General features: G+C 46.2%; 23 protein-coding genes. 17 read left to right on the top strand and 6 right to left on the bottom strand.

Features of this window, described 5'->3' with window-relative positions; genetic code table 11:
• Positions 1-6: 6 nt before the first annotated feature.
• The 5 genes from dapF to ACHFJ9_RS22560 all read left to right on the top strand — a co-directional run bounded on the left by dapF (position 7) and on the right by ACHFJ9_RS22560 (position 5,810).
• A complete protein-coding gene (gene dapF, locus ACHFJ9_RS22580; protein ID WP_006743008.1) occupies positions 7-837 on the top strand; it encodes a diaminopimelate epimerase in 831 nt (276 codons plus the stop codon).
• A complete protein-coding gene (locus tag ACHFJ9_RS22575; RefSeq protein WP_006743009.1) occupies positions 831-1,562 on the top strand; it encodes a DUF484 family protein in 732 nt (243 codons plus the stop codon). Before dapF ends, ACHFJ9_RS22575 begins: the two co-directional genes overlap by 7 nt.
• The gene (gene xerC / locus ACHFJ9_RS22570) at positions 1,528-2,460 is read left to right on the top strand and encodes a tyrosine recombinase XerC (RefSeq protein ID WP_258628145.1); all 933 of its coding nucleotides are present in this window, start codon (positions 1,528-1,530) and stop codon (positions 2,458-2,460) included. Before ACHFJ9_RS22575 ends, xerC begins: the two co-directional genes overlap by 35 nt.
• A gap of 8 nt (positions 2,461-2,468) precedes the next feature.
• Positions 2,469-3,185 carry a 5-amino-6-(5-phospho-D-ribitylamino)uracil phosphatase YigB gene (gene yigB, locus ACHFJ9_RS22565; RefSeq protein WP_258628143.1) on the top strand — a complete coding sequence of 239 codons (717 nt, stop codon included), beginning with the start codon at positions 2,469-2,471 and terminating at the stop codon, positions 3,183-3,185.
• A gap of 138 nt (positions 3,186-3,323) precedes the next feature.
• Positions 3,324-5,810 (top strand): EAL domain-containing protein, encoded by a 2,487-nt coding sequence (locus ACHFJ9_RS22560; protein ID WP_395356360.1) that lies wholly within the window; start codon positions 3,324-3,326, stop codon positions 5,808-5,810.
• 85 nt (positions 5,811-5,895) lie between these two features.
• On the opposite strand, the gene ACHFJ9_RS22555 is transcribed toward ACHFJ9_RS22560, so the two are convergent.
• Together ACHFJ9_RS22555 and ACHFJ9_RS22550 are read right to left on the bottom strand one after the other, a co-directional pair.
• Entirely contained in the window at positions 5,896-6,501 is a 606-nt protein-coding gene (locus tag ACHFJ9_RS22555) for a tRNA-uridine aminocarboxypropyltransferase (protein ID WP_282175005.1), read from the bottom strand.
• Complete coding sequence (locus tag ACHFJ9_RS22550; RefSeq protein ID WP_395356358.1) at positions 6,501-8,051, bottom strand: COG3650 family protein; 1,551 nt, start codon at positions 8,049-8,051, stop codon at positions 6,501-6,503. The genes ACHFJ9_RS22555 and ACHFJ9_RS22550 overlap by 1 nt, the downstream gene beginning before the upstream one ends.
• 47 nt (positions 8,052-8,098) lie before the next feature.
• Between ACHFJ9_RS22550 and ACHFJ9_RS22545 the strand changes: the two genes are divergently transcribed.
• Entirely contained in the window at positions 8,099-8,569 is a 471-nt protein-coding gene (locus ACHFJ9_RS22545; RefSeq protein WP_109170341.1) for an EVE domain-containing protein, read from the top strand.
• A gap of 53 nt (positions 8,570-8,622) precedes the next feature.
• Here the strand turns inward: ACHFJ9_RS22545 and ACHFJ9_RS22540 are convergent, their stop codons facing one another.
• Both ACHFJ9_RS22540 and ACHFJ9_RS22535 read right to left on the bottom strand, forming a co-directional pair.
• Positions 8,623-9,447, bottom strand: coding sequence for a Cof-type HAD-IIB family hydrolase (locus tag ACHFJ9_RS22540; protein WP_005393831.1), 825 nt, complete (start codon positions 9,445-9,447; stop codon positions 8,623-8,625).
• A gap of 238 nt (positions 9,448-9,685) precedes the next feature.
• Positions 9,686-10,693, bottom strand: a complete 1,008-nt coding sequence (locus ACHFJ9_RS22535) for an alpha/beta fold hydrolase (RefSeq protein ID WP_395356355.1) — start codon at positions 10,691-10,693, stop codon at positions 9,686-9,688.
• A 65-nt stretch (positions 10,694-10,758) separates the two neighbouring features.
• On the opposite strand from ACHFJ9_RS22535, the gene rhtB reads away from it, so the two are divergent.
• The 7 genes from rhtB (at position 10,759) to ACHFJ9_RS22500 (ending at position 17,438) form a co-directional block, all read left to right on the top strand.
• Positions 10,759-11,376, top strand: coding sequence for a homoserine/homoserine lactone efflux protein (rhtB, locus tag ACHFJ9_RS22530; protein ID WP_005393828.1), 618 nt, complete (start codon positions 10,759-10,761; stop codon positions 11,374-11,376).
• A 24-nt stretch (positions 11,377-11,400) separates the two neighbouring features.
• Positions 11,401-12,624 carry an EAL and HDOD domain-containing protein gene (locus ACHFJ9_RS22525; RefSeq protein ID WP_005393827.1) on the top strand — a complete coding sequence of 408 codons (1,224 nt, stop codon included), beginning with the start codon at positions 11,401-11,403 and terminating at the stop codon, positions 12,622-12,624.
• 154 nt (positions 12,625-12,778) lie between these two features.
• Complete coding sequence (locus ACHFJ9_RS22520; protein ID WP_005393826.1) at positions 12,779-13,114, top strand: metalloregulator ArsR/SmtB family transcription factor; 336 nt, start codon at positions 12,779-12,781, stop codon at positions 13,112-13,114.
• A 42-nt stretch (positions 13,115-13,156) separates the two neighbouring features.
• Positions 13,157-14,158 (top strand): ArsJ-associated glyceraldehyde-3-phosphate dehydrogenase, encoded by a 1,002-nt coding sequence (locus tag ACHFJ9_RS22515; protein ID WP_301582178.1) that lies wholly within the window; start codon positions 13,157-13,159, stop codon positions 14,156-14,158.
• Positions 14,159-14,170: 12 nt separating this feature from the next.
• Positions 14,171-14,665: a cyclin-dependent kinase inhibitor 3 family protein gene (locus tag ACHFJ9_RS22510; protein WP_395356351.1), complete on the top strand. Its 495-nt coding sequence runs from the start codon at positions 14,171-14,173 to the stop codon at positions 14,663-14,665.
• Positions 14,666-14,921: 256 nt separating this feature from the next.
• On the top strand, positions 14,922-16,139 hold the full coding sequence (arsJ, locus tag ACHFJ9_RS22505) for an organoarsenical effux MFS transporter ArsJ (RefSeq protein ID WP_395356349.1): 1,218 nt from the start codon (positions 14,922-14,924) through the stop codon (positions 16,137-16,139).
• A gap of 285 nt (positions 16,140-16,424) precedes the next feature.
• Complete coding sequence (locus tag ACHFJ9_RS22500) at positions 16,425-17,438, top strand: acyltransferase (RefSeq protein WP_301582176.1); 1,014 nt, start codon at positions 16,425-16,427, stop codon at positions 17,436-17,438.
• Here ACHFJ9_RS22500 and ACHFJ9_RS22495 read toward each other — a convergent pair.
• Positions 17,435-17,764, bottom strand: coding sequence for a DUF2500 domain-containing protein (locus ACHFJ9_RS22495; RefSeq protein WP_012841295.1), 330 nt, complete (start codon positions 17,762-17,764; stop codon positions 17,435-17,437). The genes ACHFJ9_RS22500 and ACHFJ9_RS22495 overlap by 4 nt on opposite strands.
• Before the next feature lie 328 nt (positions 17,765-18,092).
• Between ACHFJ9_RS22495 and ACHFJ9_RS22490 the strand changes: the two genes are divergently transcribed.
• The 4 genes from ACHFJ9_RS22490 (at position 18,093) to ACHFJ9_RS22475 (ending at position 21,147) form a co-directional block, all read left to right on the top strand.
• A complete protein-coding gene (locus ACHFJ9_RS22490; protein WP_005393815.1) occupies positions 18,093-18,461 on the top strand; it encodes a hypothetical protein in 369 nt (122 codons plus the stop codon).
• 1,082 nt (positions 18,462-19,543) lie between these two features.
• Positions 19,544-20,164, top strand: coding sequence for a lysoplasmalogenase (locus ACHFJ9_RS22485; RefSeq protein ID WP_005393811.1), 621 nt, complete (start codon positions 19,544-19,546; stop codon positions 20,162-20,164).
• A 69-nt stretch (positions 20,165-20,233) separates the two neighbouring features.
• Positions 20,234-20,455, top strand: coding sequence for a YecH family metal-binding protein (locus tag ACHFJ9_RS22480; protein WP_258665218.1), 222 nt, complete (start codon positions 20,234-20,236; stop codon positions 20,453-20,455).
• A 107-nt stretch (positions 20,456-20,562) separates the two neighbouring features.
• On the top strand, positions 20,563-21,147 hold the full coding sequence (locus tag ACHFJ9_RS22475) for a YhgN family NAAT transporter (protein WP_005393807.1): 585 nt from the start codon (positions 20,563-20,565) through the stop codon (positions 21,145-21,147).
• 57 nt (positions 21,148-21,204) lie between these two features.
• Here ACHFJ9_RS22475 and ACHFJ9_RS22470 read toward each other — a convergent pair whose 3' ends face one another.
• Complete coding sequence (locus ACHFJ9_RS22470; protein WP_005393805.1) at positions 21,205-21,471, bottom strand: DUF1145 domain-containing protein; 267 nt, start codon at positions 21,469-21,471, stop codon at positions 21,205-21,207.
• Positions 21,472-21,490 lie beyond the last annotated feature (19 nt).

Raw genomic sequence — 21,490 nt, 5'->3', positions numbered from 1 at the left:
CAACAAATGCATTTCCACTTTTCCAAAATGCACGGTTTGGGCAACGACTTCATGGTCGTCGACTGTATTACCCAGAACGTGTTTTTCTCGCAAGACCTGATCCGCCGTTTGGCGGATCGTCATACCGGCGTTGGTTTTGACCAATTGCTCGTGGTAGAAGCCCCTTACGACCCTGAAACTGATTTCCATTATCGGATTTTCAATGCCGATGGTAGTGAAGTCGAGCAGTGCGGGAATGGCGCGCGCTGCTTCGCGCGCTTTGTTCGCTTGAAAGGGTTGACCAATAAATACAGCATCAGCGTGAGCACCAAAAAAGGAAAGATGATTCTCAACATCGAAGATGATGGAGAAGTGACGGTCAACATGGGTGTGCCAGAGTTTGAGCCGAACAAAATTCCTTTCAAAGCCAAGCAAAAAGAGAAAACCTACATCATGCGCGCTGGTGAAAAAACGTTGTTCTGTGGCGCGGTAAGCATGGGTAACCCGCATGTGGTGACGGTGGTCGATGACGTGGATACTGCTGATGTCGATACATTAGGTCCGCTGCTTGAGTCGCACGAGCGTTTCCCAGAGCGCGTCAACGCTGGCTTTATGCAGGTGGTGAGTCGTGACCATATTCGTCTTCGAGTTTACGAGCGAGGCGCAGGTGAAACACAAGCTTGTGGTAGCGGCGCATGCGCGGCGGTAGCGGTAGGGATTCTTCAGGGTCTGCTGGATGAAAACGTTAAGGTTTCTCTACCAGGTGGTGAACTGCGAATTGCGTGGCAAGGTCCGGGTAAGCCGTTGTTTATGACCGGACCTACAACGCATGTATTTGATGGTCAATTGTCTTGCTAGTAGAAGAAAAAGGAAACGGTTTGTCTCAAGTAGAAGCAGATGCCTTAACGGCTGAAGTGGTGGCCGAGTACCTCAAAGATCATCCCGATTTTTTTGTGCAGCGTCCGGAGCTTGTGGATCGTCTATCTTTCCCACACTCAGACTTGGGTGCGGTGTCTTTGGTGCACATACAAATGAATCGCCAACGTCAGCGAATTGAAGAGTTAGAGGAAGAGATCACCACACTGATGTCGCTTGCGGCGAACAACGATCGCACCTTTTACGAATTTATGGATTTGCAGGGGCAGATTCTAAAGTGTGGTGACTTTAAACAAGTCATTCATTCTATTGAAGAGAAAGCTAAAGCACTTGGCTTACGCGCGTTTGTTCGATTGTTTAGTCAATGCGACGCATCTATTCAATTGAGTAAGGAAAGTTATCAACGTTTTGCGACCACCCACCTAAATGGCAAAGACGCGTACTTAGGACGTCTTCGCAAAGTGGATCGTGAAGCTTTGTTTGGCAATATGGATGTGCCGGAAATGGGGTCCTATGTGGTACTACCGCTCGTGAAACAGCAAACACTGGGCGTGCTAGCGTTCTCTAGTGAGGATGGCGGTCATTTTCAACCAGATATGGATACCTTGTTTTTGCGTCACCTATCATTAGTAGTGGCACATCTCGCTCAAACATTGGTATGGCAAAGTTACGATGACGACAACTCCCAACACTCCTCTGCCAAATAGTCTGCAAAAGCCTCTTGAGCGCTTCTATGAATTCTTACGAAGCGAAAAGGGGCTCAGCCTACATACTCAACGCAATTACAAACAGCAGCTAGAAACCATGGCGCAGCACTTGGCGGAAATGGGACTTAAAGATTGGTCTCAAGTGGATGCAGGCTGGGTGCGCCAATTAGCAGGTAAGGGCATGCGGGAAGGCATGAAAGCCAGCAGTTTAGCGACGCGCCTCTCATCGCTGCGTAGCTTTTTCGATTTCCTTATTCTGCGTGGCGAGATGTCAGCTAACCCTGCCAAAGGGGTTTCAGCGCCACGTAAAAAGCGCCCGTTGCCGAAAAACCTCGATGTTGATGAAGTGAGCCAACTGCTTGAGGTCAACGAAGACGACCCGTTGGCTGTGCGTGATCGCGCCATGATGGAGCTGATGTACGGTGCTGGCTTGCGTTTGGCTGAGTTGGTGAGTGTGGATGTACGTGATGTACAACTGCGCAGTGGAGAGCTTCGTGTTATCGGTAAAGGCGACAAAGAACGGAAAGTCCCATTCTCTGGCATGGCAACTGAATGGGTTGCCAAGTGGTTGAAAGTCAGGGGCGATCTTGCTGTGCCAGGTGAGCCCGCCTTGTTTGTGTCTAAACTCGGAACGCGTATTTCGCACCGTAGCGTGCAAAAACGTATGGCAGAATGGGGACAGAAACAGTCTGTGGCGAGCCATATTAGTCCGCATAAATTGCGTCACTCGTTTGCGACACATATGCTCGAATCCAGCAATAACTTACGTGCGGTGCAAGAGCTTTTAGGGCACGAGAACATTTCGACGACCCAAATCTACACGCACTTGGATTTCCAACATTTAGCGCAAGCCTACGACCAAGCCCACCCACGCGCACGTAAAAAGAGCGGGGAGTGAGCCGAAGTATGAAATTCTATCGCCGTATTGAGCCCATTAAGGCCATGACCTTCGATCTTGATGACACGCTGTATGATAATTACCCGGTGATTATCCGTATGGAGCGTGAGTTGCTGGCTTGGTTGCAGCGAACACATCCTGCCGTGGCGCACATGGATAAGGCTGATTGGATGCAGGTAAAAAAACATGTGCTCCAGCAGAGACCGGATCTCAGAAGCGATGTGACGCTTTGGCGTTTAGTGCAGCTAAAGCATGGTTTTCTTTCAGTTGGCTATGATGAAGCGCAAGCTCAAGCCGCAGCTGAAGAGGGTGTGCAGCTCGCTTTGGATTGGCGCAGTCAGTTTGAAGTGCCCCAATCAAGCTTAGATGTTTTGACACAACTGGGAGAGCGAGTTCCGCTCGTGGCGATCACAAACGGCAACGTCGATGTAGATAAAATTGGCTTAACGCCGTATTTTCAATGTGTACTCAAAGCGGGGCCAGATGGGTTAGCGAAACCCGCCACCGATATGTTTACTAAGGCGAAACGGTTCTTGGATATTCCAGCAGAGAATATTCTGCATGTCGGTGATCACCTAACCACGGATGTGCATGGTGCAAAGTCGGCTGGTTTTGCGGCTTGTTGGTTCAATGATATGAATAAAAATGTCATTAACCATTCAAAAACACGTACTTTACCTGATATTGAAATCAATAGTTTGCAGCCGTTACTCACACTTTTTTAATTGCTTTCGCATTAATCCATTCTAATCTCATTTTGTGTCTAGAAAATCAGCGTAAAGCCACGTAAATTATTCACTATTAAGTAAAAAGAGTAACGCCACACGTCGTGGTGAAGATAGTGTTACGGCAGTGGTAGGCGCATGCGAGCTTTTTCAAAACTGGTTTATGATGTCAGTCAGTTAAATGACTTTTTAGTCACTTCTCAGTTCTCTTCAAGTAAACAATATTTGGTGCAAATATTGTCGACTCAATCACGCGACTTTACGACCACACTTGCGGACGCTGTTTTATTGTTGCTGCCGAATGCTCATGTCATGGGGCATAGTACGCGTAATGTCATTCTGGAAGGGGAGATATTTACCTCTGGTTGCCTGATCAGTGTGACTGAGTTCGAACAAACCACGCTTACTTCTGCTGTACAAACCTACTCTTACTCCCCCGATATTGATGGTGGAGAGCTCAAACGCTCGCTTCTGTTGCAGCACAATTCGCAAGTGATCCTCAGCTTTGCTGTGCAAATTGAACGACGTGACTATCCCTTGTTTCAAACGTTCGCTAGTGAAGAAGTCGTGATCTCTGGAGGGTTGGCACAGAGTATTGATGATGGCTGTTGGGTGCTATATCAAAACCGAGTTTACGATAACGCTGTGGTTGCCGTAGCTTTGCACAGCGATACCTTGAAGCTATGGACAGATGCGTATTCGGAATGGAACCCGATTGGCATGCCACATAAAGTCACCCATGCAAAAGGAACGCGCTTGTATTGCTTAGGTGAACAGAAAGCGTTGGACGTATACAAGCGTTACTTGGCGGATGGGCATGACGTGACGCTGAGTCAACTGCTCAGCTTTCCTTTGTATCGAGAAAGTTTGGGGCGTAAGGAAGTTTGCACGGTAACGGAGCTACACGCTGATGGCAGTATGAGTTTCGACAGGCCTTGGTGTCTTGGTGACGAAGTACAATTTTGCTATAACCACCCCTCATTAACGCTCGAACAGGTGCGACATGGTGTGGTTGAGTTAGCCATGCACCAACCTGAAGTCGTGATGATTTTTAACTGCGCGTCACGGTTAGACTTTATTGACAGCAGCGACGAAGTCCAAGCCTTCAAAGATATCGCGACGACGTTTGGTAGTTATTGTATGGGGGAACTGCATGGCGGTATTGGACAGCCAGAAATTCTTCATCACAGTCTGACGTATTTAGCGATGCGAGAGGGAGACGAAGTACAAGCATTGAACTTGCCTAAGTCGCCCGTTAGCTCCTCTATTTCACCATTGTTTAGCTTGATTCGAAATGCGATTGGCGACCTCAACCATATGAACGCGCATATGGGGTATCAACTCGATCGCCAAACGCGCAAGTTACAAGAAAGCTATCGGCGAGATAGTCGCACTGGATTACAAAACCGAGTCGCGCTGCAAGAGCGGCTGAGTAGCATCGATTTGGATGAGCACTTGCTGACTCTAAAGCTACTTAACTTCAGCCATATCAATGAAAAATACGGTTATAGAGTAGGGGATCAGCTACTTAAAGACCTCTCAATGCATTTTACGAATCGACTGCGAAAGCGTTTTGGCATGCCAACGGCTTTGCAGCTTTATAGTATTGGAGTTGGTGAGTGGGCGTTCATATTTAAAGCTGACCAAAGCAGCGAAACCATCAAACAGCACTTTACTCGTTTTGCCGACGCGGTAGAGCAAACTAATTTTGAGCCAATTGGTCTGCGCGAAATAGATTATCTTTCTATCTCGCTGTGCGGTGGCTTAGTGAGTCGTCGAGATTTTCCATCAGCTTCTGCGGATGAGCTATTGCTCAAAGGCATTGAAGCGAGGCGTTCCGGTGTGCGCAGTAATACCCATATCTGCAATGCGAAAGACATCGAAGTCAGTGAGGATGTACGTAAAGAGCAACTTGGATGGTTGAGTTGCGTCAGTAAAGCCATTCTCAAACAGAACATCATCACCTATAGCCAGCCGATAGTGCATGCGGATAGCCATAAATTGGCAAGCCAAGAATGTTTGGTTCGCATTTTGGAGGAGGATGGAACGGTGATTGCGCCAGGGCGCTTCCTGCCTATTATTTCCGATACGCATCTTTATACTCGATTGAGTCGGCACATGATCCATTCTACGTTACATTACATGCGAGATAAGCAAGGTGATTTTTCTATTAACTTGTCGCCGCAAGATTTGCTTAGTGATAAAACTTTAATGCTTTTAGAGCATGAAATTTGTCAGCTCAATGACCCTAGGCGAATTGGTTTGGAAGTGTTGGAATCTGAGCAAATCAAAGACTACGGTCGAATGATCGAAGTATGCAGTCATTTTAGAAGCTTAGGAGCGCGTATCATTGTTGATGATTTTGGCTCAGGTTATTCCAATATTGATGAAATCCTAAAGCTGGAGCCGGAAGTCATAAAGCTCGATGGCAGCTTGATCTGTGATATCGATAAAGACTTAAAGCAGCGCAAAATAGCTTCCCAGTTGGTGCGTTTATGTCAGGTGTTTAATGCGGAGACGGTGGCGGAGTTTGTCCACAATCGAGAGGTGTGCAAAATCGCGCAGGATATGGGCGTCGACTATCTGCAAGGCTACTACTTGGGTGAACCTACGCGTTTGTTTTAGTTGTGTTTCACGTGAAACAATTCCAATAAAAAAAACGCAGCCTTAGCTGCGTTTTTTTATTTTGAGCCATTCGGTTTTAGTTGAGTTAGCTCGGTGATTGCTTGAGAGCGTGTCCACTTTTTTCGGCTTGAAATAGTGCAAGGTAGTGAGCAAAGAATGTGAGCATTTTTTGCTGGTTATTTTGCTCGCCTAGTTGTCCGAGTAAATGTGCGGCGACTTCAAACGTGCACAAGTTACCTTGTTGTTGGTTGCGTCGCAGCTGATATTGCGAGTCTGCCGAGGCAGACAGCGCCATAGTAGGGATACTTTCTAACCAGCGGCTCTTGTTGATCATCTTGCGCGCCTCTTGCCAGGTGGCATCCAAAATCATAAACAGCGGAGTTTTAGTTTGTTGTTGGCTTTGGAGCGCCACATGTTCGAGTGTGACGCTTTCTTCACTTGGGAATAGAAGCACTGGATACAGCGACGGATCAGCTAATCGAGCGAGCAAGTCTGCCGGTGGTTGTTTTCGGTCCCAGGTTACTCGCTCAATATTGAGTTGGCACTGCTCTAGTAGCTGGCCGGTATTAGTATCACGCGTCAGTTCATTCGGATGCATCAACAGCAAGATGTTGTGCTCGCTGGTAAGTTTCGGCACCAGTGAGCACATACAGTTGAATTGAAAACCACAATTTGGACACGGTTGCGACATTACAGACGAACTCCTTCGCGCACAGGGCTAACCCCATCCGAGAACAGACGCACGCCACTGATTTGGTTTGGCGTTGCCGTTGGTGCCATGCTTGGGTTGAGTGGATAGCTAACCCCAGTGTATTGCATCACGTGTTGAGCCGCTTTAGCTCCGCCACCGCTGACATTAAAAATCAGATCTCGCCAACCATGGGAGGTTTGTTGGCCGAGCATAATCGGGCTTTGCACTAGTGTAATGCGGCTATTAAAACGCCATTCCTCTTCGTGATGTTCAAATATCAGCAATGTACAGCCACCGGAACCACACCAATCCAACTGTACCAATAGCTCTTCGTTACCATCGCCGTTGAGGTCGTAAGTTAGCCAACGGTATTGGTTGTTGTTGGGGGTGGTTTGGTGAATGAAGAAGTAGTTGCGCACGGCGGCATCTACTTTGGAGTCAAACTCCGCACTAGAAGGCACGTCTGCACTGCTGATGGGCTTGTTGGCGCGTTTCTCGGCTGGTTGCATCATGCCCTCATCACGAACGGTGGCAGGGTAAAGCACTAAACCACCATCGGCGATTGGGTATACCAAGTTACCGACTTTTTCTTTGGTCGCTTTGAGCTGATTGCCTTCTCGCGTAAACAGTCGCTCTGACATCAGTCTTTGTTGTTGATGATGCGTCATGACGACTTGAACCTGAGACGGACTTAATTGTTGCCAGTACCCACGTTCGATTAACGGTGCTTGCCCATTGGCGTAACTGTATTTTGTTGTGGCGCTGTGGTCTGGGTTTAAGGTCATTTGCACCTCAAAACCTTGTGATTGGGTTGAAGTCGCGACATAGGTATTGGCCCAGCCAAGCGTAGCGTCCACGTTTGCAGCTGTACCACAACCTTGATAAGTGTCGCCATCATGTTTTAGCGTCGCTTTCCAGCCATACAAAGAATCACTCATCGTATCTGAGCAGAGGTTTTCTGTTAGGCGAAGTTCACCATCTTGTAGTTGATATGTGCGCTGGCGAGGTTGAAGTTGACTGCTCTTAATCGCTAATCTTGTGGTTTGTTTGCCGATTTGCTGGAATGTCAGTCTATTAGCCTCAAAGCTTGCCGACCAAGAAGGCTCATTACCAAACACGCGAGTTGGTTTGTTTGGTTGCTGACAACGGTTTGGATTTTCCGTTGTGAGGAAGTTCACTTGTTCCACGACAAAGTTAGCATCGAAATCGGCAGAAAACCCATCGATGCCCGGTGGGTTGAGATGGCCGATAACCTCGCCATACATGGTCTGGTAAGGCTCGTTATTTAACTGAATTGCTCGTTGCATTTGCTGTGGTGACAGTTGTAACCAATATTGCTTGTCGCTGCCACAAGGCATGATGTATTGGCTCTCGTGACCGACGATCACTTTTCCACGTAGCATAAAGGTTTGAGGTTGAATGGTGTCAGGCTTATCTAAGGTGGCTGGTGAAGAAGCTGGGTCGGCAGCGCCAGAATGTGGCGGCTGCGAACTACATGCTTGCAGAACCAGCAGAGTGGCAAGCGCCACTGGGTTTTTCAAAGCCTTCATGTTATATCTTCCTCATTATTGTTACTCAATCGGCATCGGATGGCATTATGGCATATTGGTTATTTAAAACTGAACCAGATACCTTTTCTATTGACACGCTTCGAACCCAAAAGGTTTCATGTTGGGAGGGAGTTCGTAATTATCAGGCGCGCAATATGATGCGTGACCAAGTGAAGGTGGGCGATTTAGTCCTGATTTATCATTCTTCTTGCAAGAATGTTGGCGTTGCCGGTATTGCTAAAGTCGTGAGAGAAGCCTATCCCGATCATTTCCAGTTCGATCCTGAAAGTGATTATTTCGACCCAAAGTCAGACCCAGACAACCCGCGTTGGATTATGGTGGATGTCGAATTCGTGCGTAAAACGGCGCGAGTGATTCCGTTATCGGTGATGAAAGCGATGCCAGAACTTGAGAACATGCCATTGGTGAAACGTGGAAATCGCTTGTCGATCATGCCAGTGACAGAAGAAGAGTGGGAAGCGATCCTTGGCAAAGAGAAGTTGCCAAGTCAGCGATAAAAGAAAAGGGCTGCGAATGTGCAGCCCTTTGTTATTGTTTGGAGTATTGCAGCTTACAGCAAGTGATCTTGTAGGTAGTGTGCAACAGCATCTTCTGCATTGCTGCCAATCACTTCGTTATTTGGCAATGCTTTCATCACTTTCTCGTGTGATGTACCCATGACCAATCCTTTACCTGCCATCGACAGCATTTCTACGTCATTCATGCCATCACCAAATGCCACGCAATTTTCTAACGTGAGGCCGAGTTTTTTCGCTACCGCTTCAAGAGCATGGCCTTTAGACACACCTGCACTCATTACTTCCAAGCACCATGGTGTTGAAAACGCAATATTCAGCTTATCGCCAAATTGTTCACGTAGTTTGTTTTCAAACACCACCAAGCGTTCGTGGTCTTGTGCTGGATGGGTGAAGAAGATTTTCGCAATACCGTCAGTTGGTGCTTGGTCTTCATCGAATAAGACGTATGTGAATTCGTCATGGAAATCACGCAATGTTTCGTCGTCTTTGTTCATCAACCAACTGTCATTTTGATACATGTGGATAAGTATTTCTTGATCGTGCTTGATCGTGTCGATCACGCCTTGAACCAGTTCTGCAGGGACATTCTCGCTGTACATCAGCTGATCTTCCTGGTCATGCACACGGGCACCGTTCGAGGTGATCATGTAAGCCGGAATACCGACCTGACGACGGATGCTCGCAACGTCTACGTGGTGACGGCCTGTTGCAAAGACAAAGGTGTAACCCTTTTCATGCAGCGCTTTTAGCGTCTCTTTTGAGTAAGCACTGAGCTGATGGTTTGGTGCGAGTAACGTGCCATCCAGATCAGAGGCAACGATTTTAGTGATCTCTTTGCAAGGTAGCGATGTGCTCATGAAGTCCTCGTAAACGGTTTGGATAGTGTGGAACAGGTGAATTGCAAACGGAGTACAGCAGACTGACTAGATCATACTGCTCCGAATGCGGGGGAATTTTTGGTCGGTTGCATCTACGTTGTTAAACGCAGCCAGACCCAAGCAGTGTACGTCAAAATGAGGATGAAAAAGAGGGTAAATCAATGTGCAGACATTTCCTCTTTAATCATGGCCGTGAAATGGTCGCCTAGAGTTCTTATTATGTTTTTTCGTTTGGCGATGATTTCGGGTCATTCATAAAGCGGAAGATCGCATCGAGTGCTTGATTACGATACAGGTCGGTCTCGAATAAGATCTCATGCTGTGCGCCTTCGATAGAAAGTAGCTCCGCATGTGGGTTGGTTTTACGCAATTTATCGATAAAACGTTTTTGTGCCAGATTGCTGACAATACGATCGTTCCCAGCTTGAATCAGGAGCACCGGTACTTTGACTTGGCGAGTCAATAAAAAGCATTGTTTTGCTGCCATTAGCCCTTGCCATACCCATCGTGTGCTCGGTCCACCGACTTGCAGTTCCGGTTTTTCCGTATAGAGATTTCGGAACCATTGGTAGCGACCATAGCTTTGGCTGAGCGGGTTATCTTCAAAGGGTTTAGGAAAGTAGGCCTGATGTCCTGGCGCATAACGTGGCAAAGTGGATACCGCTGACATAATTTGTGTCACTGGAATCGCTATTGGCGATAAGTACCATGGCAGATTAATACCAAACATAGGCGCACTGAGAATCAAGCCGGTAAAGGGATGTTCTGGGTGAGTTTGCAGATAACGTGTAGCGATTGCGCCGCCCATGGAGTGGGCAATGATGAAACATTGCTGATAGTCGCTAAGGTCGTGTTTGTTTACGACCACGTCCATATCGTCAATATAATCAGTAAAGTCATAGACGTGACCCATATCTGAGTCAGACAATAGACGATCTGATAAACCTTGTCCGCGGTGGTCAAAGGAATAGACGTCGAAGCCTTGGCGATAGAGATCGTAAAACAGCTCTTGGTATTTCCAGGAAGATTCAATGCGCCCATTAACGATGAGCACGGCTTTTTTATGTTCTGGGTTGGTCAGTTTACACCAGTAGATGTTCTTTTTTTCAGTTCCTTTAACAAAGCCTTCTTGGCGAGTTTGCCAAAGTGCCGCGATCGGACCACCAATTGCTTGCTCAAATAATGACTCTTGAGTATAAGTCAAAGGTGAATGGTTAGTAGCCATTAGTCGATTACCTGAAGATACGTTGTTTACGCGATGTATCATCGAAGAATTAGTGAGGAAATGCAATGGATACCCACGTCTGGTTAGCTTATGTAGTAACTGCAATCGTTTTTAGTTTGGCTCCGGGGTCTGGCACGGTGAACTCAATCAGCAATGGTTTGAGTTACGGTACTCGCAAATCTTTGGGGGCTGTGATCGGTCTCCAAATTGGTTTGGCCATTCACATTGCGTTAGTTGGGGCGGGAATTGGTGCGCTGGTCGCACAATCGGCAACGGCATTTTCTGTCATTAAATGGGTTGGCGCGGCTTATTTGGTTTGGTTGGGTATCCAGAAATGGCGAGACACTTCCAGCTTGGTGGCTGCTGAGAGCCACAAAGACATGTCTGGCATGGCACTCTTGTACAAAGCTATTTTGATTAACCTGACGAACCCTAAATCGATTGTTTTTCTGGTGGCGTTGTTTCCACAGTTTATTGACCCGGCACAAGACCAACTGACGCAACTGTTGGTGCTTGGTGTTACAACTGTTGTGATCGACGCGTGCGTGATGTTGGGTTACACCACCTTGGCGGCGCAAATGGGACGTTTTATTCGCTCCGATAAAATCATGGGGAAAATAAACAAAGTCTTCGGTTCAATGTTTATGGGTTGTGGTGCATTATTAGCAGCTGCAAAGTCATAAGCCATTTATAGGTCCTTCTTTAGCATGAATACAACGTATGTTGCTCGCCAGCCGATCTTTAACCGCAAAAGACAGACGCTGGGTTATGAATTGTTGTTTCGAGATGGGGAGAGTAACGCATACCCTTCGCATATTGAGTCAAACCGAGCAACATACCGATTAATTGTCGAGAATTTCCTATCACTCGGCACTAACCCAGTGATTGCTTCTTCGCGATGCTTTATCAATTTTCCTCATCAAAGCTTGGTGCGCCGCTTACCGCGCAGCTTGCCAAAAAACAAAATCGTCGTCGAAGTCCTGGAAACTTGCCAGCCGACCGATGATCTTCTCGATGCGATTCGCGAGTTGTATCGAGAAGGTTATTTGATCGCGCTGGATGATTTCACCTTAACGCCGGAGTGGCGTCGCTTCTTACCTTACGTGCACATCGTTAAACTCGATATCATGGCAATGGGGCTGGAAAAAGCGTGTGCGTTGGTCAAAGCTCACCTTGCTAAACGCGTCAAGTACCACTTTTTGGCGGAACGTGTTGAAACCGCAGAAGAGTTTGAGCAAGCCAAAGCGGCTGGCTTTAAGTTTTTCCAAGGCTACTTTTTTAGTAAGCCATTAGTTTCGCAAACAAAATACGTGAGCCCTGAGCAAGTGTTAGCGCTACAGCTTTTTCGTGAAGTCTGCTCACCAGAGCCAGACTTTACTCGTATTGAAACCATCATTACGCAAGATGTCGCGTTGTCGTACAAATTATTGCGCTTTGTAAATACGCAAGCGCCAAACCTCGCTGTCGAAATCAGCTCGTTTCGTCAGGCCTTGATCTACCTTGGTCAGGATAATCTTAAGCAGTTTGTCTCCTTGGTCGTGGCGTCGTATATCTCTAGTAACAAGCCTCGAGAGCTGTATCACCTTTCATTACAACGAGCGCAGTTCTGCCAATTAATGTCGCGTTATCAGCCATTTTCCCACCTCAACGAACAAGGGTTTATGGTCGGCTTATTATCGATTTTAGATGCGATGCTTGATTTGTCGGTGGAATCTTTAGTCAAGCAATTGCCACTTAGCGAATCCGTACAACAAGCCTTATTACATCGCAAGGGAGTTTATGGTGCGCTGATTTCTCTCGAAGAGTGTTACGAGCGTGCCGACTGGTCAGGCGTTGAAAAAATCACGACGCAGTTGGGATTGTCTTTGGAAGAGGTCAAGCTCTCGTTAGGCGAAGCGGTTCGCTGGAGTCAAAACGTCGCAACCGCGTAAATTTCTGCCGTATCTTTATTCTCTCTAACCGTTCTTCTCCAATCTTTATTGGCTGTTTCGATGTGAAACTTTTATGACGATGATGGGATCACTCTTGACGACATCTCAGAGTTAAATAAATATATACGCATATCCACATATAGGTATGTTTATTATGCTTCCACATCAGTTTTTCAAGCTGTTATCCGATGAAACGCGCGTACGTTGTTTAATGCTGGTGGCCCGTGAAGGCGAAACTTGCGTGGGTGATTTGGCGTTTGCGTTGCAAGAGAGTCAGCCGAAAGTTTCTCGTCATCTTGCTCAGTTACGCTCCAGTGGCATCTTGGTGGATAAACGCCGAGGGCAATGGGTGTACTACGAGTTATCGCAGCAATTACCCGGTTGGATGCGTAAGCTGATTGAAGACTTAGTGGCATCAAACTGTTTGAAGCAAGAGTACCAAGACGACATCACACGCTTGCACGATAAAAGTCGTGAGGCTTGCTGTTAATAGCAAACAGAGATTCAAGGTAGAAGATTAAAGGGTAAAACTATGACAATTAAAGTAGGCATTAATGGTTTTGGCCGAATTGGTCGTTTAGCACTGCGAGCGGCATTCGATTGGCCAGAGTTAGAGTTTGTGCAAATCAACGATGTCGCAGGTGATGCAGCGACGCTTGGCCACTTATTAGAGTTCGATTCAGTGCAAGGTCGTTGGCACCATGAAGTGCAGGTTGAGGGCAATGAGCTCGTCATCAATGGCAAGCGCATCGCCACGACTCAGCAACGTGATATCGACGCTGTGAACTGGTCTGGCTGCGATGTTGTGATTGAAGCGACAGGTGTACACCGCAAAACCTCGTACCTAGACCAATACCTCGATCAAGGTGTGAAGCGCGTGGTGGTGAGTGCGCCAGTGAAAGAAGAAGGCATTGCGAACATTGTTGTTGGCGTGAACGATCATATTTTCGACCCTGAAAAACATCGTATCGTGACAGCCGCTTCGTGCACAACAAACTGTATAGCGCCTGTGGTGAAAGTCATTCATGAGAAGTTGGGCATTGAGCAATCCTCTTTCACGACAATTCACGATTTGACCAATACGCAAACCATTTTGGATGCGCCACATAAAGACCTGCGTCGTGCTCGTGCGTGCGGCATGAGTCTTATCCCGACCACTACCGGCAGTGCGACTGCGATTGTGGAAATTTTCCCAGATTTAAAAGGCAAGATTAACGGCCACGCGGTACGTGTACCGTTGGCGAATGCGTCATTGACCGACATCATCTTCGATGTAAAACGCGATACCACAGCAGAAGAAGTGAATGCTTTGCTGAAAGAGGCGTCGGAAGGGGAGCTAAAAGGCATTCTTGGCTTTGAAGAGCGTCCGTTGGTGTCGATCGATTACAAAGGCGACCAACGCTCAACCATCGTTGATGCACAATCCACCATGGTGGTTGGCTCACGAATGGTGAAGATTTACGCCTGGTACGACAATGAAATGGGATACGCAACGCGCACCGCAGAATTGGTTCGAAACGTTGGTCCGGCATAACAGGAGTTCACAATGTCTCATCCTACATGGCAATTAGATTTGGACTCCAGTGCATTAGTCCTAACACCGTGCCCGGGTACCAAAGGCGTCGAGTTGAAAGCGTCGTTGGAACAGTTGAAGGAGCAGGGGGTTCAAGCGGTCGTTACCGCATTGGACGATAGCGAGTTAGCAGCGAAAGACGTTGCGGCTTTGGGTGACACCACTCAGCAGCTGGGCATGAAATGGTTCCAGATCGAGATTGAAGATGACTGCGCACCAAGTGAAGAATTTGCGGCGAAGTGGCACCAAGCCAGTCCGGAACTGCATGCGATTCTTGCTCAAGGTGGCAAAGTCGCGATGCACTGCATGGGCGGCTCGGGTCGCACAGGTTTGTTTGCGGCTCACTTGCTGCTAGAGAAGAAATGGCAGTTAGAAGATATCGTGCGAGAAGTGCAGGCTCTTCGCCCTGGTGCGTTTACAAAACCGGTGCAGCTTGAGTACATCGAACGCGTGGCGCAAGACGCTTGATCAGCTTAAATAGCTTTTGGAACATCATGATCCAAAAGCTATGTTCCAGTTTATATAATGGAAAATAGGTCAGCAGTAAAACTAAAGGTTTTAATTTAAGCTTTTGTTTTTATTGGTTATCTTTGTCCGTTTTTAAATTTCGGTGTGTTTGTGAATTCGAACTAAGGTTGTATCGCCTTATGGTTGGTGTACAGGTTAATAAGCATTTGGCACATGATGATCTAAATGCTTCTATCGCTGTACATAAGAGGTCAATATGATTTCTCAATTGAACAAAAGTATTCGTCAGTACATGTTAGTGACGTTTAACTATTGGAACTTTACCGTGACCGACGGAGCGCTGCGTATGCTGGTGGTGCTCTATTTTCACGACTTGGGTTATTCCACGTTAGCTATTGCCTCACTGTTCCTTTTTTATGAATTTTTTGGTGTGGTGACCAATTTGATTGGTGGGTGGTTGGGCGCAAGGTTAGGCCTGAACAAAACCATGAACATTGGTTTAGCGATGCAAGTGTTTGCGTTGTTGATGCTGGCAGTACCCAACGCATGGCTGACGATTCCTTGGGTGATGGCGGCGCAAGCTATGTCGGGGATTGCCAAAGATCTCAACAAGATGAGTGCCAAGAGTGCGATTAAAACATTAGTACCAGACGAGCAGCAAGGCGCACTCTACAAATGGGTGGCGATTTTGACAGGCTCGAAGAATGCACTCAAAGGGGCGGGCTTTTTTGTTGGTGGCTTGCTGTTGTCTTGGGTGGGCTTCCAAAACTCGATGTTTATTATGTCGAGTGTGCTGGCATTGGTGTTTGTTTGCAGCATGATCTGGCTAGAAGCAGACATGGGTAAAGCAAAGAGCAAACCTAAGTTTCGCCAAATTTTCTCCAAGTCCGAATCTATAAATATTTTATCTGCGGCGCGTATGTTCTTGTTTGGGGCGCGTGATGTGTGGTTTGTGGTCGCTCTGCCTATTTATCTTGGCAGTGTGTTTGGCTGGGATCACTTGTGGGTCGGTGGCTTTTTAGCCGCATGGGTCATTGCTTATGGGTTTGTGCAAGGCTTTGCGCCGCGTATTACTGGCAAAGCGCAAGGTCGCGTGCCTGATGGTAGTGCAGCATTAGTATGGGCAGGAATTCTTGCGTTAATTACGGGCGGTATTGCTTATGGTGTGCAAATCGGTTGGCAGCCTGAGTTGGTGATTGTTGTGGGGTTAATGATTTTTGGCGCTGTGTTTGCCATTAACTCTTCACTGCACTCGTATCTGATTGTGAGCTATGCCAAAGGCGATGGCGTATCTCTGGATGTGGGTTTCTATTACATGGCCAATGCGATGGGACGTTTGATTGGCACGGTATTATCGGGTTGGATCTACCAAGAGGCTGGTCTTGCGGCGTGCTTATGGGTCTCCTTTGCTTTCTTGGCGCTGACGACGTTGATTTCGATTAAGTTGCCAAAAGCTAACGTTGCCACAGCGTAAATTTTGCCCGGTGTTTTTATCTGTAGATCGTACAAAATGGCTCCAACTTGGAGCCATTTTTTGTTTCTTGTACGTCACGCGGCGTAATCAAGTGGTGTGGATTCGGTCTCGTGAGTTCATGCTGATGTTTGGTTTTTGTTCCCGCCAACGGATTAGAGTGGCGATGAAATCCCCGTTGTAGGTCATTGTTGCGTTAAAAATAAGCAAAAACAGATTGTTAACCATTTCACTGGCTGAGATTTACCCTATGCTATAAACGATAAGCGACTCAAAGTAGGGAAAGGTATGAGAGAAAGGGTTCTGTTTTTTGATTTATTGCGCTGCTTTGCTGCGGTGGCAGTGATCGCCATTCACGTCTTGGCCCCTTATCGAAATGAGTTAGGAGTGATCCCGTTTGACCAATGGTTGACGGCGGTAGGCGTTAATAGCGTTACCCGCTGGGCGGTGCCAGTTTTCATTCTGATCACCGGAGCGTTGATGCTCAGTGACACTCGACCATTTGACGGTAAGTATTATATCAAAAGGCGTTTAGGCAAAGTCTTAGTCCCATTTCTTATTTGGTCGATGTTTTATGCATACCTCTCTGGCTGGACGGCTCAAGGGTTTGACTTTGAAACCGTAAAAGAGGTGTTAAGCAATAGCCCATTCCACGCAACGTATTACCACCTCGGTTTTTTCTATTACTTTATACCGCTGTATTTTGTGATTCCGTTGTTCCAATGGATGGTACGCAACGTTGATGACAATGTGTTGTATACCTATCTCGCATTTTGGCTTTTCACCAGCACGCTGTTTTTGTTCAAGATTGATGGTCCGTGGAGTAACCAAATGTGGCTCTACATGGGTTACCTTCCTCTGGGTTATGTTCTATTTCAAAAAGTGCCTTTGAACCGCTCTATGGTGACCTTATTTACAGGGTTTGGCCTCGTCGCGTTGGCTGTGACATTTACTATGGTCGTGACGAACAGTTTAGAGGCGGAGAAGTACACGGTTGGACGCTGGCTTTCTTACAAAACACTGAATGCCATTCTAGCGGCTTCGATGATTTTCATGATCGGTCGTTACTTTGGGGAAGGCTTGTCACCAAAAGTACAAAAAGTGGTGAGTGTGATCAGTCAGCACAGCTTGGGGATTTACTTACTTCACCCAATTTTCTTATGGCCGATGAAAGCGTTTGGTTGGTACACCGGACATCCCGCATGGGTGATTCCAGTCTGGATCATTATCAGTGGAGCTGGAGCCTTGGCGATGAGCTATCTATTTTCTCGCTCTGCCAAGACTCGTTGGTTACTGCCTTAACGTTTGATGGCGAAGTGAAGGAATTTGTTACCACGATAGGTTAGCGTTCCTTTATCTCCAGGGTTGAGTGCATGGTAGTAGTGCACTCCAATTTGGAACTCTCGTTTAGGGCCAATAGAACCGCGTTGGACATAAATCCAATATTCTTGGTCGTCTTGGCCTGGTGGTGCATCTGGGACGTCGATAGCTTGCTTATCTAAAATAGTTACCTGTGCACTTTGTTCTGGAGCATCTTCGCCCACATAGTGCTTGCTATAGAAACGAAAAAATACCCATGCGCCCAAAGCAATAAGGGCGAACAGGGCGACAATAAGTGAGATTGGCATGTTAACCTCCGATGTTTCATGGAGCTCTATTCTACAGAACTCACTGATGAAACGATGAGTTGAGATAACTTATTCATAATCTAATGAAAGGGACATGAATTTTATTCGGCGCACTTCACGGTTTATCTCAATGGGGACGCGATGAAATCGTTGCTTCATCTGCAAGCTACGTCACTAAAGCTGAACTAAGCAGCTTTCACTTGTCTGGCTATATGCGCTCAAGGGCACAAATTGAAAGTAAAATTGCACTTAACGGCTCGAAAAAGCTCTAAATTTATAGAAGAATAAAAATAACGAACACGGGAAGGGTCTGGTAAGGAGGGTTACGATGTCAGATATTGAAAAAGTAGTCATGCGTACCCGAACGATCGAAAAACTTTTGCGTACTCAGTACCATGCAGAAGGGAAAGGGTTACACCAACTTATTAATAGTTGTGAAGAACGTTTACCACATGACGTGATAGCGAAACTTCGTTTTATCGCTACTGTGCGTAATAAAGTGGTTCACGAAGACGATTATAAGCTGGATGATCGGAAAGGCTTTATGGCGGCATGTGACGCTTGCGAAAAAGAGCTAACGCCAAGAAGCTCTCGTTTTATTTGGCGTGCAGCAATTTTGCTAATGACGTTGATTACGCTCGCCGCTCTTGGTTTCTACTATATGCATTGGGATATCTTGTCCAAACACATACAGTAGAAAAGCACAGATAAATAAAAAAGGACGCATTTGCGTCCTTTTTTATTTTAATCAGTAGGTTAGTACATCATTGGCAGTGTCATTAAACCCACAACCACTGCAATCATTACCAGCCCTTGTTTTTGAGAAGATGAAATCATAACACTACCCCTTAATCTTTGATGAACTCGATGAATTTAATATAGCACTGTTTTTGGGGTTTGATCAACATATGCTCGATAGTCTTTTCAAAAAATACACTTAACTTGTCTTTTTTTACGTGTTTTTGACTAATGAAACTGTGTTTTTTGTGTTGTATTTAAAATGCTCGTATTGTGTGATTGTTGTTCGTATTTTATTTAAGTATATGATTTTAAAGTGTCAATTTTGGTTTGTTGTTGGCTTGGAAATTGTTTTTTGTTTCGGTTGGTATGTTGGTTGCCGATTTTGTCTGTGTTTCTCAAAAATTGAGAAAATAAAAAGATGTGCTATGGAGGTGCATCATTGAGTTGAGGTGTGGAAGGGGAATTTTCTTATCTAATGAGAAAATATGGGCTTAAAAAGTGTTTAGTGATTTGATGGTTTATAAAGTCGGTGTTTTCGATGGTTATTGAGAATGTGGCCTTATTTATCATTATCTTACGTTCGTTATTTGATGTTTTTGTTATTGAGTTAAGTTTGATTTTTCATGTTGTTCTAATCTGTTCATCGGTGGTTTCTACTATCTTAGCTCGCTACCAAGACGATTTTCTGTTTTGTGTCTGTTATTTATTCTTGTTGCCTGTGATGTATACAGTCTGATGGTTTAGTCATCAGTTTTTGACGTGATGGGTTACCAAGGCCATTGGGCTGCTTTTTAGTTAAATGGCCTGACTAAGCGCGGGTTATTGTGGCCGTGTGATTTGATGAACTTGGCTCATGGGATAGGGCTCTGCCCCATATTTATGGCCGTCATTAAGGCTCATCGACTTAATTGTTCTGCAGACTGAGGGTTACAAAATGTTTCGAATCGCTAGCGAGATCCAACTTTCGCAGATTGTGTCTTTACATCAAAACTGGTCTACCTAGACTAGCGGCGAGTTTAAGTAAAAGGTGTATACGGCATGTGGAGTTGGCTGGCGATAGGGCTATCAGGTGTGTATTCCGTGTTGGGAGCAAAACAAGCTAACCCGACACAATCCCTCGTGTTTAAAATCTTTACTCTGCTACTTCTTCTTGTGTTGGTGTTAACTCAAGGCGCATCCGCAACATATACCTACTGGATTGCGGGTGGGCTTATTGTGTCTATGGTGGCAGATACGCTGCACTCGTTTAAAACTCGCAAGCTAATTTACTTTGCTGCGTATTTGCTTGCTCAGGTGTGCTACAGCAAGTCATTTTGGGTGCAGCTTAATGGTGAGATTGTCTGGTGGCTGTTGGCCCTACTGCTCGCAGCGAGTATCGTGGCGTTCTTTTTGTTGCTACCTCAACTCGACTCTCTGGTGTTTCCTGTTGTGATCATGGGGATGATGTTGGTTCAGCTTGCTTGGGCGGCGGGTGAAGTTTGGTTGCAGGCCCCGAGCTATGCCAATGCTATCGGTTTCAGCGGAACCCTAGTTTTGATCTATTCGGCGTTGGCGTATGCGATACACGGTTACCGAAAACCGATGAAACACGCCTATTTGTGGGTAAGTGGTAGCTACTTCTTTGCCCACGCCCTCATTGTTGCCTCTATCATTTACTAATTTAAGTCAAAGCAGCTCCCGAAGATTTCAGTAAACTGGACGTATTGTTCTTGATGACTGGAGTCAATAATGAGTGAAATCCATGCCCACGAGCTGCTAAACCTACTTCGAGAAACGCCAATGGATCGCGAAGCGCTGGCACAGCACTTTGGCAACACCGTTCGCTTTCACACCTGTAAACTGAATGATCTAGACTTAGATGCATTGCTAGCATTTTTGCTCAAGCGCGACAAAATCCGTGAGCTTGAAGGTAAGTTTATGGTCAATATGGCGCGTGTCTGCAATCACTAAGCGGCGGCTATGATGCGAGGGTGAATATGCTGTTTTCGCCCTCAGCCATGTACTCACGTTGTCAGTTTGCTATACACTGGCCGCCATTTTTTAGGTGAGGCCAGAATATGGACATTCTTTCTGCAGCGACCATGCTGTTTCTAATCATGGACCCTCTCGGTAATTTGCCGATTGTGTTGTCTATTCTCAAGCACATCGATCCTAAGCGTCGCCGTAAGGTATTGATTCGTGAACTACTGTTTGCCTTACTGATCTTGATGTTGTTTCTGTTTGCAGGACAAAGCATCTTAAGTTTTTTGCATGTCCAGCCAGAAACGCTCAGCATTTCAGGTGGCATTATTCTCTTCATTATCGCGATTAAGATGATCTTTCCGAGTGCTGGCAGCATCACTGGACTGGCGGCAGGCGAGGAGCCCTTTATTGTTCCGATGGCCATTCCTATGATCGCGGGCCCTTCAGTGATTGCAGCATTGCTTTTGCTATCTTCACAGCATCCAGAAAAAATGTTGGAAATGTCCGCATCAGTTGTGATTGCGTGGGGCGCAACATTCTTTATTCTAATGTTTTATGGCTTCTTTAATCGTTTGTTGGGCGAGCGTGGCTTAAAAGCGGTAGAGCGTTTAATGGGCTTGTTGCTGGTGATGATCTCCACTCAAATGTTTTTGGATGGTGTTAAGAGTTATCTTGGGTGACGGAGTAAACTCAATAAAAAAGCCGCTCTTGAGAGCGGCTTTTTAGTATTTGGGCGATTACATCATGTGTTTACGACGAATATCGAGCAGGGCAAAAATACCAAAGATCAGGATGGAATATTTTTCCCAACTGCTCATTTTAATTTTGTCGCCAAATGCGCCAATGAAGATGGCCATTTGTAAACCGTGCATGATGAACAAAAAAGCGGTCATGATGTACAGCGCAATCGCGGCATTACCGGGAAACGGCATAAAGATATTGAGGATCAATACTAACCAAACAAAGGCGATAGCCGCTTTGGCCAGCAGAATTAATGCTTTCATTTAAGTATCCTTTTAAATC

The sequence above is a fragment of the Vibrio sp. D3 genome, from assembly GCF_043995865.1.
Taxonomy (GTDB): Bacteria; Pseudomonadota; Gammaproteobacteria; order Enterobacterales; family Vibrionaceae; genus Vibrio; species Vibrio diabolicus.
The sequence above is the reverse complement of the archived record's forward strand: the minus strand, read 5'-3'. Positions and strand labels throughout refer to the sequence as shown.

Excerpts from the sequence above, each read along its gene's own strand:
- dapF (WP_006743008.1), top strand. The coding sequence starts at position 7 with ATGCATTTCCACTTTTCCAAAATGCACGGTTTGGGCAACGACTTCATG.
- xerC (WP_258628145.1), top strand. The coding sequence starts at position 1,528 with ATGACGACAACTCCCAACACTCCTCTGCCAAATAGTCTGCAAAAGCCT.
- yigB (WP_258628143.1), top strand. The coding sequence starts at position 2,469 with ATGAAATTCTATCGCCGTATTGAGCCCATTAAGGCCATGACCTTCGAT.
- ACHFJ9_RS22560 (WP_395356360.1), top strand. The coding sequence starts at position 3,324 with ATGCGAGCTTTTTCAAAACTGGTTTATGATGTCAGTCAGTTAAATGAC.
- ACHFJ9_RS22555 (WP_282175005.1), bottom strand. The coding sequence starts at position 6,501 with ATGTCGCAACCGTGTCCAAATTGTGGTTTTCAATTCAACTGTATGTGC.
- ACHFJ9_RS22550 (WP_395356358.1), bottom strand. The coding sequence starts at position 8,051 with ATGAAGGCTTTGAAAAACCCAGTGGCGCTTGCCACTCTGCTGGTTCTG.
- ACHFJ9_RS22545 (WP_109170341.1), top strand. The coding sequence starts at position 8,099 with ATGGCATATTGGTTATTTAAAACTGAACCAGATACCTTTTCTATTGAC.
- ACHFJ9_RS22540 (WP_005393831.1), bottom strand. The coding sequence starts at position 9,447 with ATGAGCACATCGCTACCTTGCAAAGAGATCACTAAAATCGTTGCCTCT.
- ACHFJ9_RS22535 (WP_395356355.1), bottom strand. The coding sequence starts at position 10,693 with ATGGCTACTAACCATTCACCTTTGACTTATACTCAAGAGTCATTATTT.
- rhtB (WP_005393828.1), top strand. The coding sequence starts at position 10,759 with ATGGATACCCACGTCTGGTTAGCTTATGTAGTAACTGCAATCGTTTTT.
- ACHFJ9_RS22525 (WP_005393827.1), top strand. The coding sequence starts at position 11,401 with ATGAATACAACGTATGTTGCTCGCCAGCCGATCTTTAACCGCAAAAGA.
- ACHFJ9_RS22520 (WP_005393826.1), top strand. The coding sequence starts at position 12,779 with ATGCTTCCACATCAGTTTTTCAAGCTGTTATCCGATGAAACGCGCGTA.
- ACHFJ9_RS22515 (WP_301582178.1), top strand. The coding sequence starts at position 13,157 with ATGACAATTAAAGTAGGCATTAATGGTTTTGGCCGAATTGGTCGTTTA.
- ACHFJ9_RS22510 (WP_395356351.1), top strand. The coding sequence starts at position 14,171 with ATGTCTCATCCTACATGGCAATTAGATTTGGACTCCAGTGCATTAGTC.
- arsJ (WP_395356349.1), top strand. The coding sequence starts at position 14,922 with ATGATTTCTCAATTGAACAAAAGTATTCGTCAGTACATGTTAGTGACG.
- ACHFJ9_RS22500 (WP_301582176.1), top strand. The coding sequence starts at position 16,425 with ATGAGAGAAAGGGTTCTGTTTTTTGATTTATTGCGCTGCTTTGCTGCG.
- ACHFJ9_RS22495 (WP_012841295.1), bottom strand. The coding sequence starts at position 17,764 with ATGCCAATCTCACTTATTGTCGCCCTGTTCGCCCTTATTGCTTTGGGC.
- ACHFJ9_RS22490 (WP_005393815.1), top strand. The coding sequence starts at position 18,093 with ATGTCAGATATTGAAAAAGTAGTCATGCGTACCCGAACGATCGAAAAA.
- ACHFJ9_RS22485 (WP_005393811.1), top strand. The coding sequence starts at position 19,544 with ATGTGGAGTTGGCTGGCGATAGGGCTATCAGGTGTGTATTCCGTGTTG.
- ACHFJ9_RS22480 (WP_258665218.1), top strand. The coding sequence starts at position 20,234 with ATGAGTGAAATCCATGCCCACGAGCTGCTAAACCTACTTCGAGAAACG.
- ACHFJ9_RS22475 (WP_005393807.1), top strand. The coding sequence starts at position 20,563 with ATGGACATTCTTTCTGCAGCGACCATGCTGTTTCTAATCATGGACCCT.
- ACHFJ9_RS22470 (WP_005393805.1), bottom strand. The coding sequence starts at position 21,471 with ATGAAAGCATTAATTCTGCTGGCCAAAGCGGCTATCGCCTTTGTTTGG.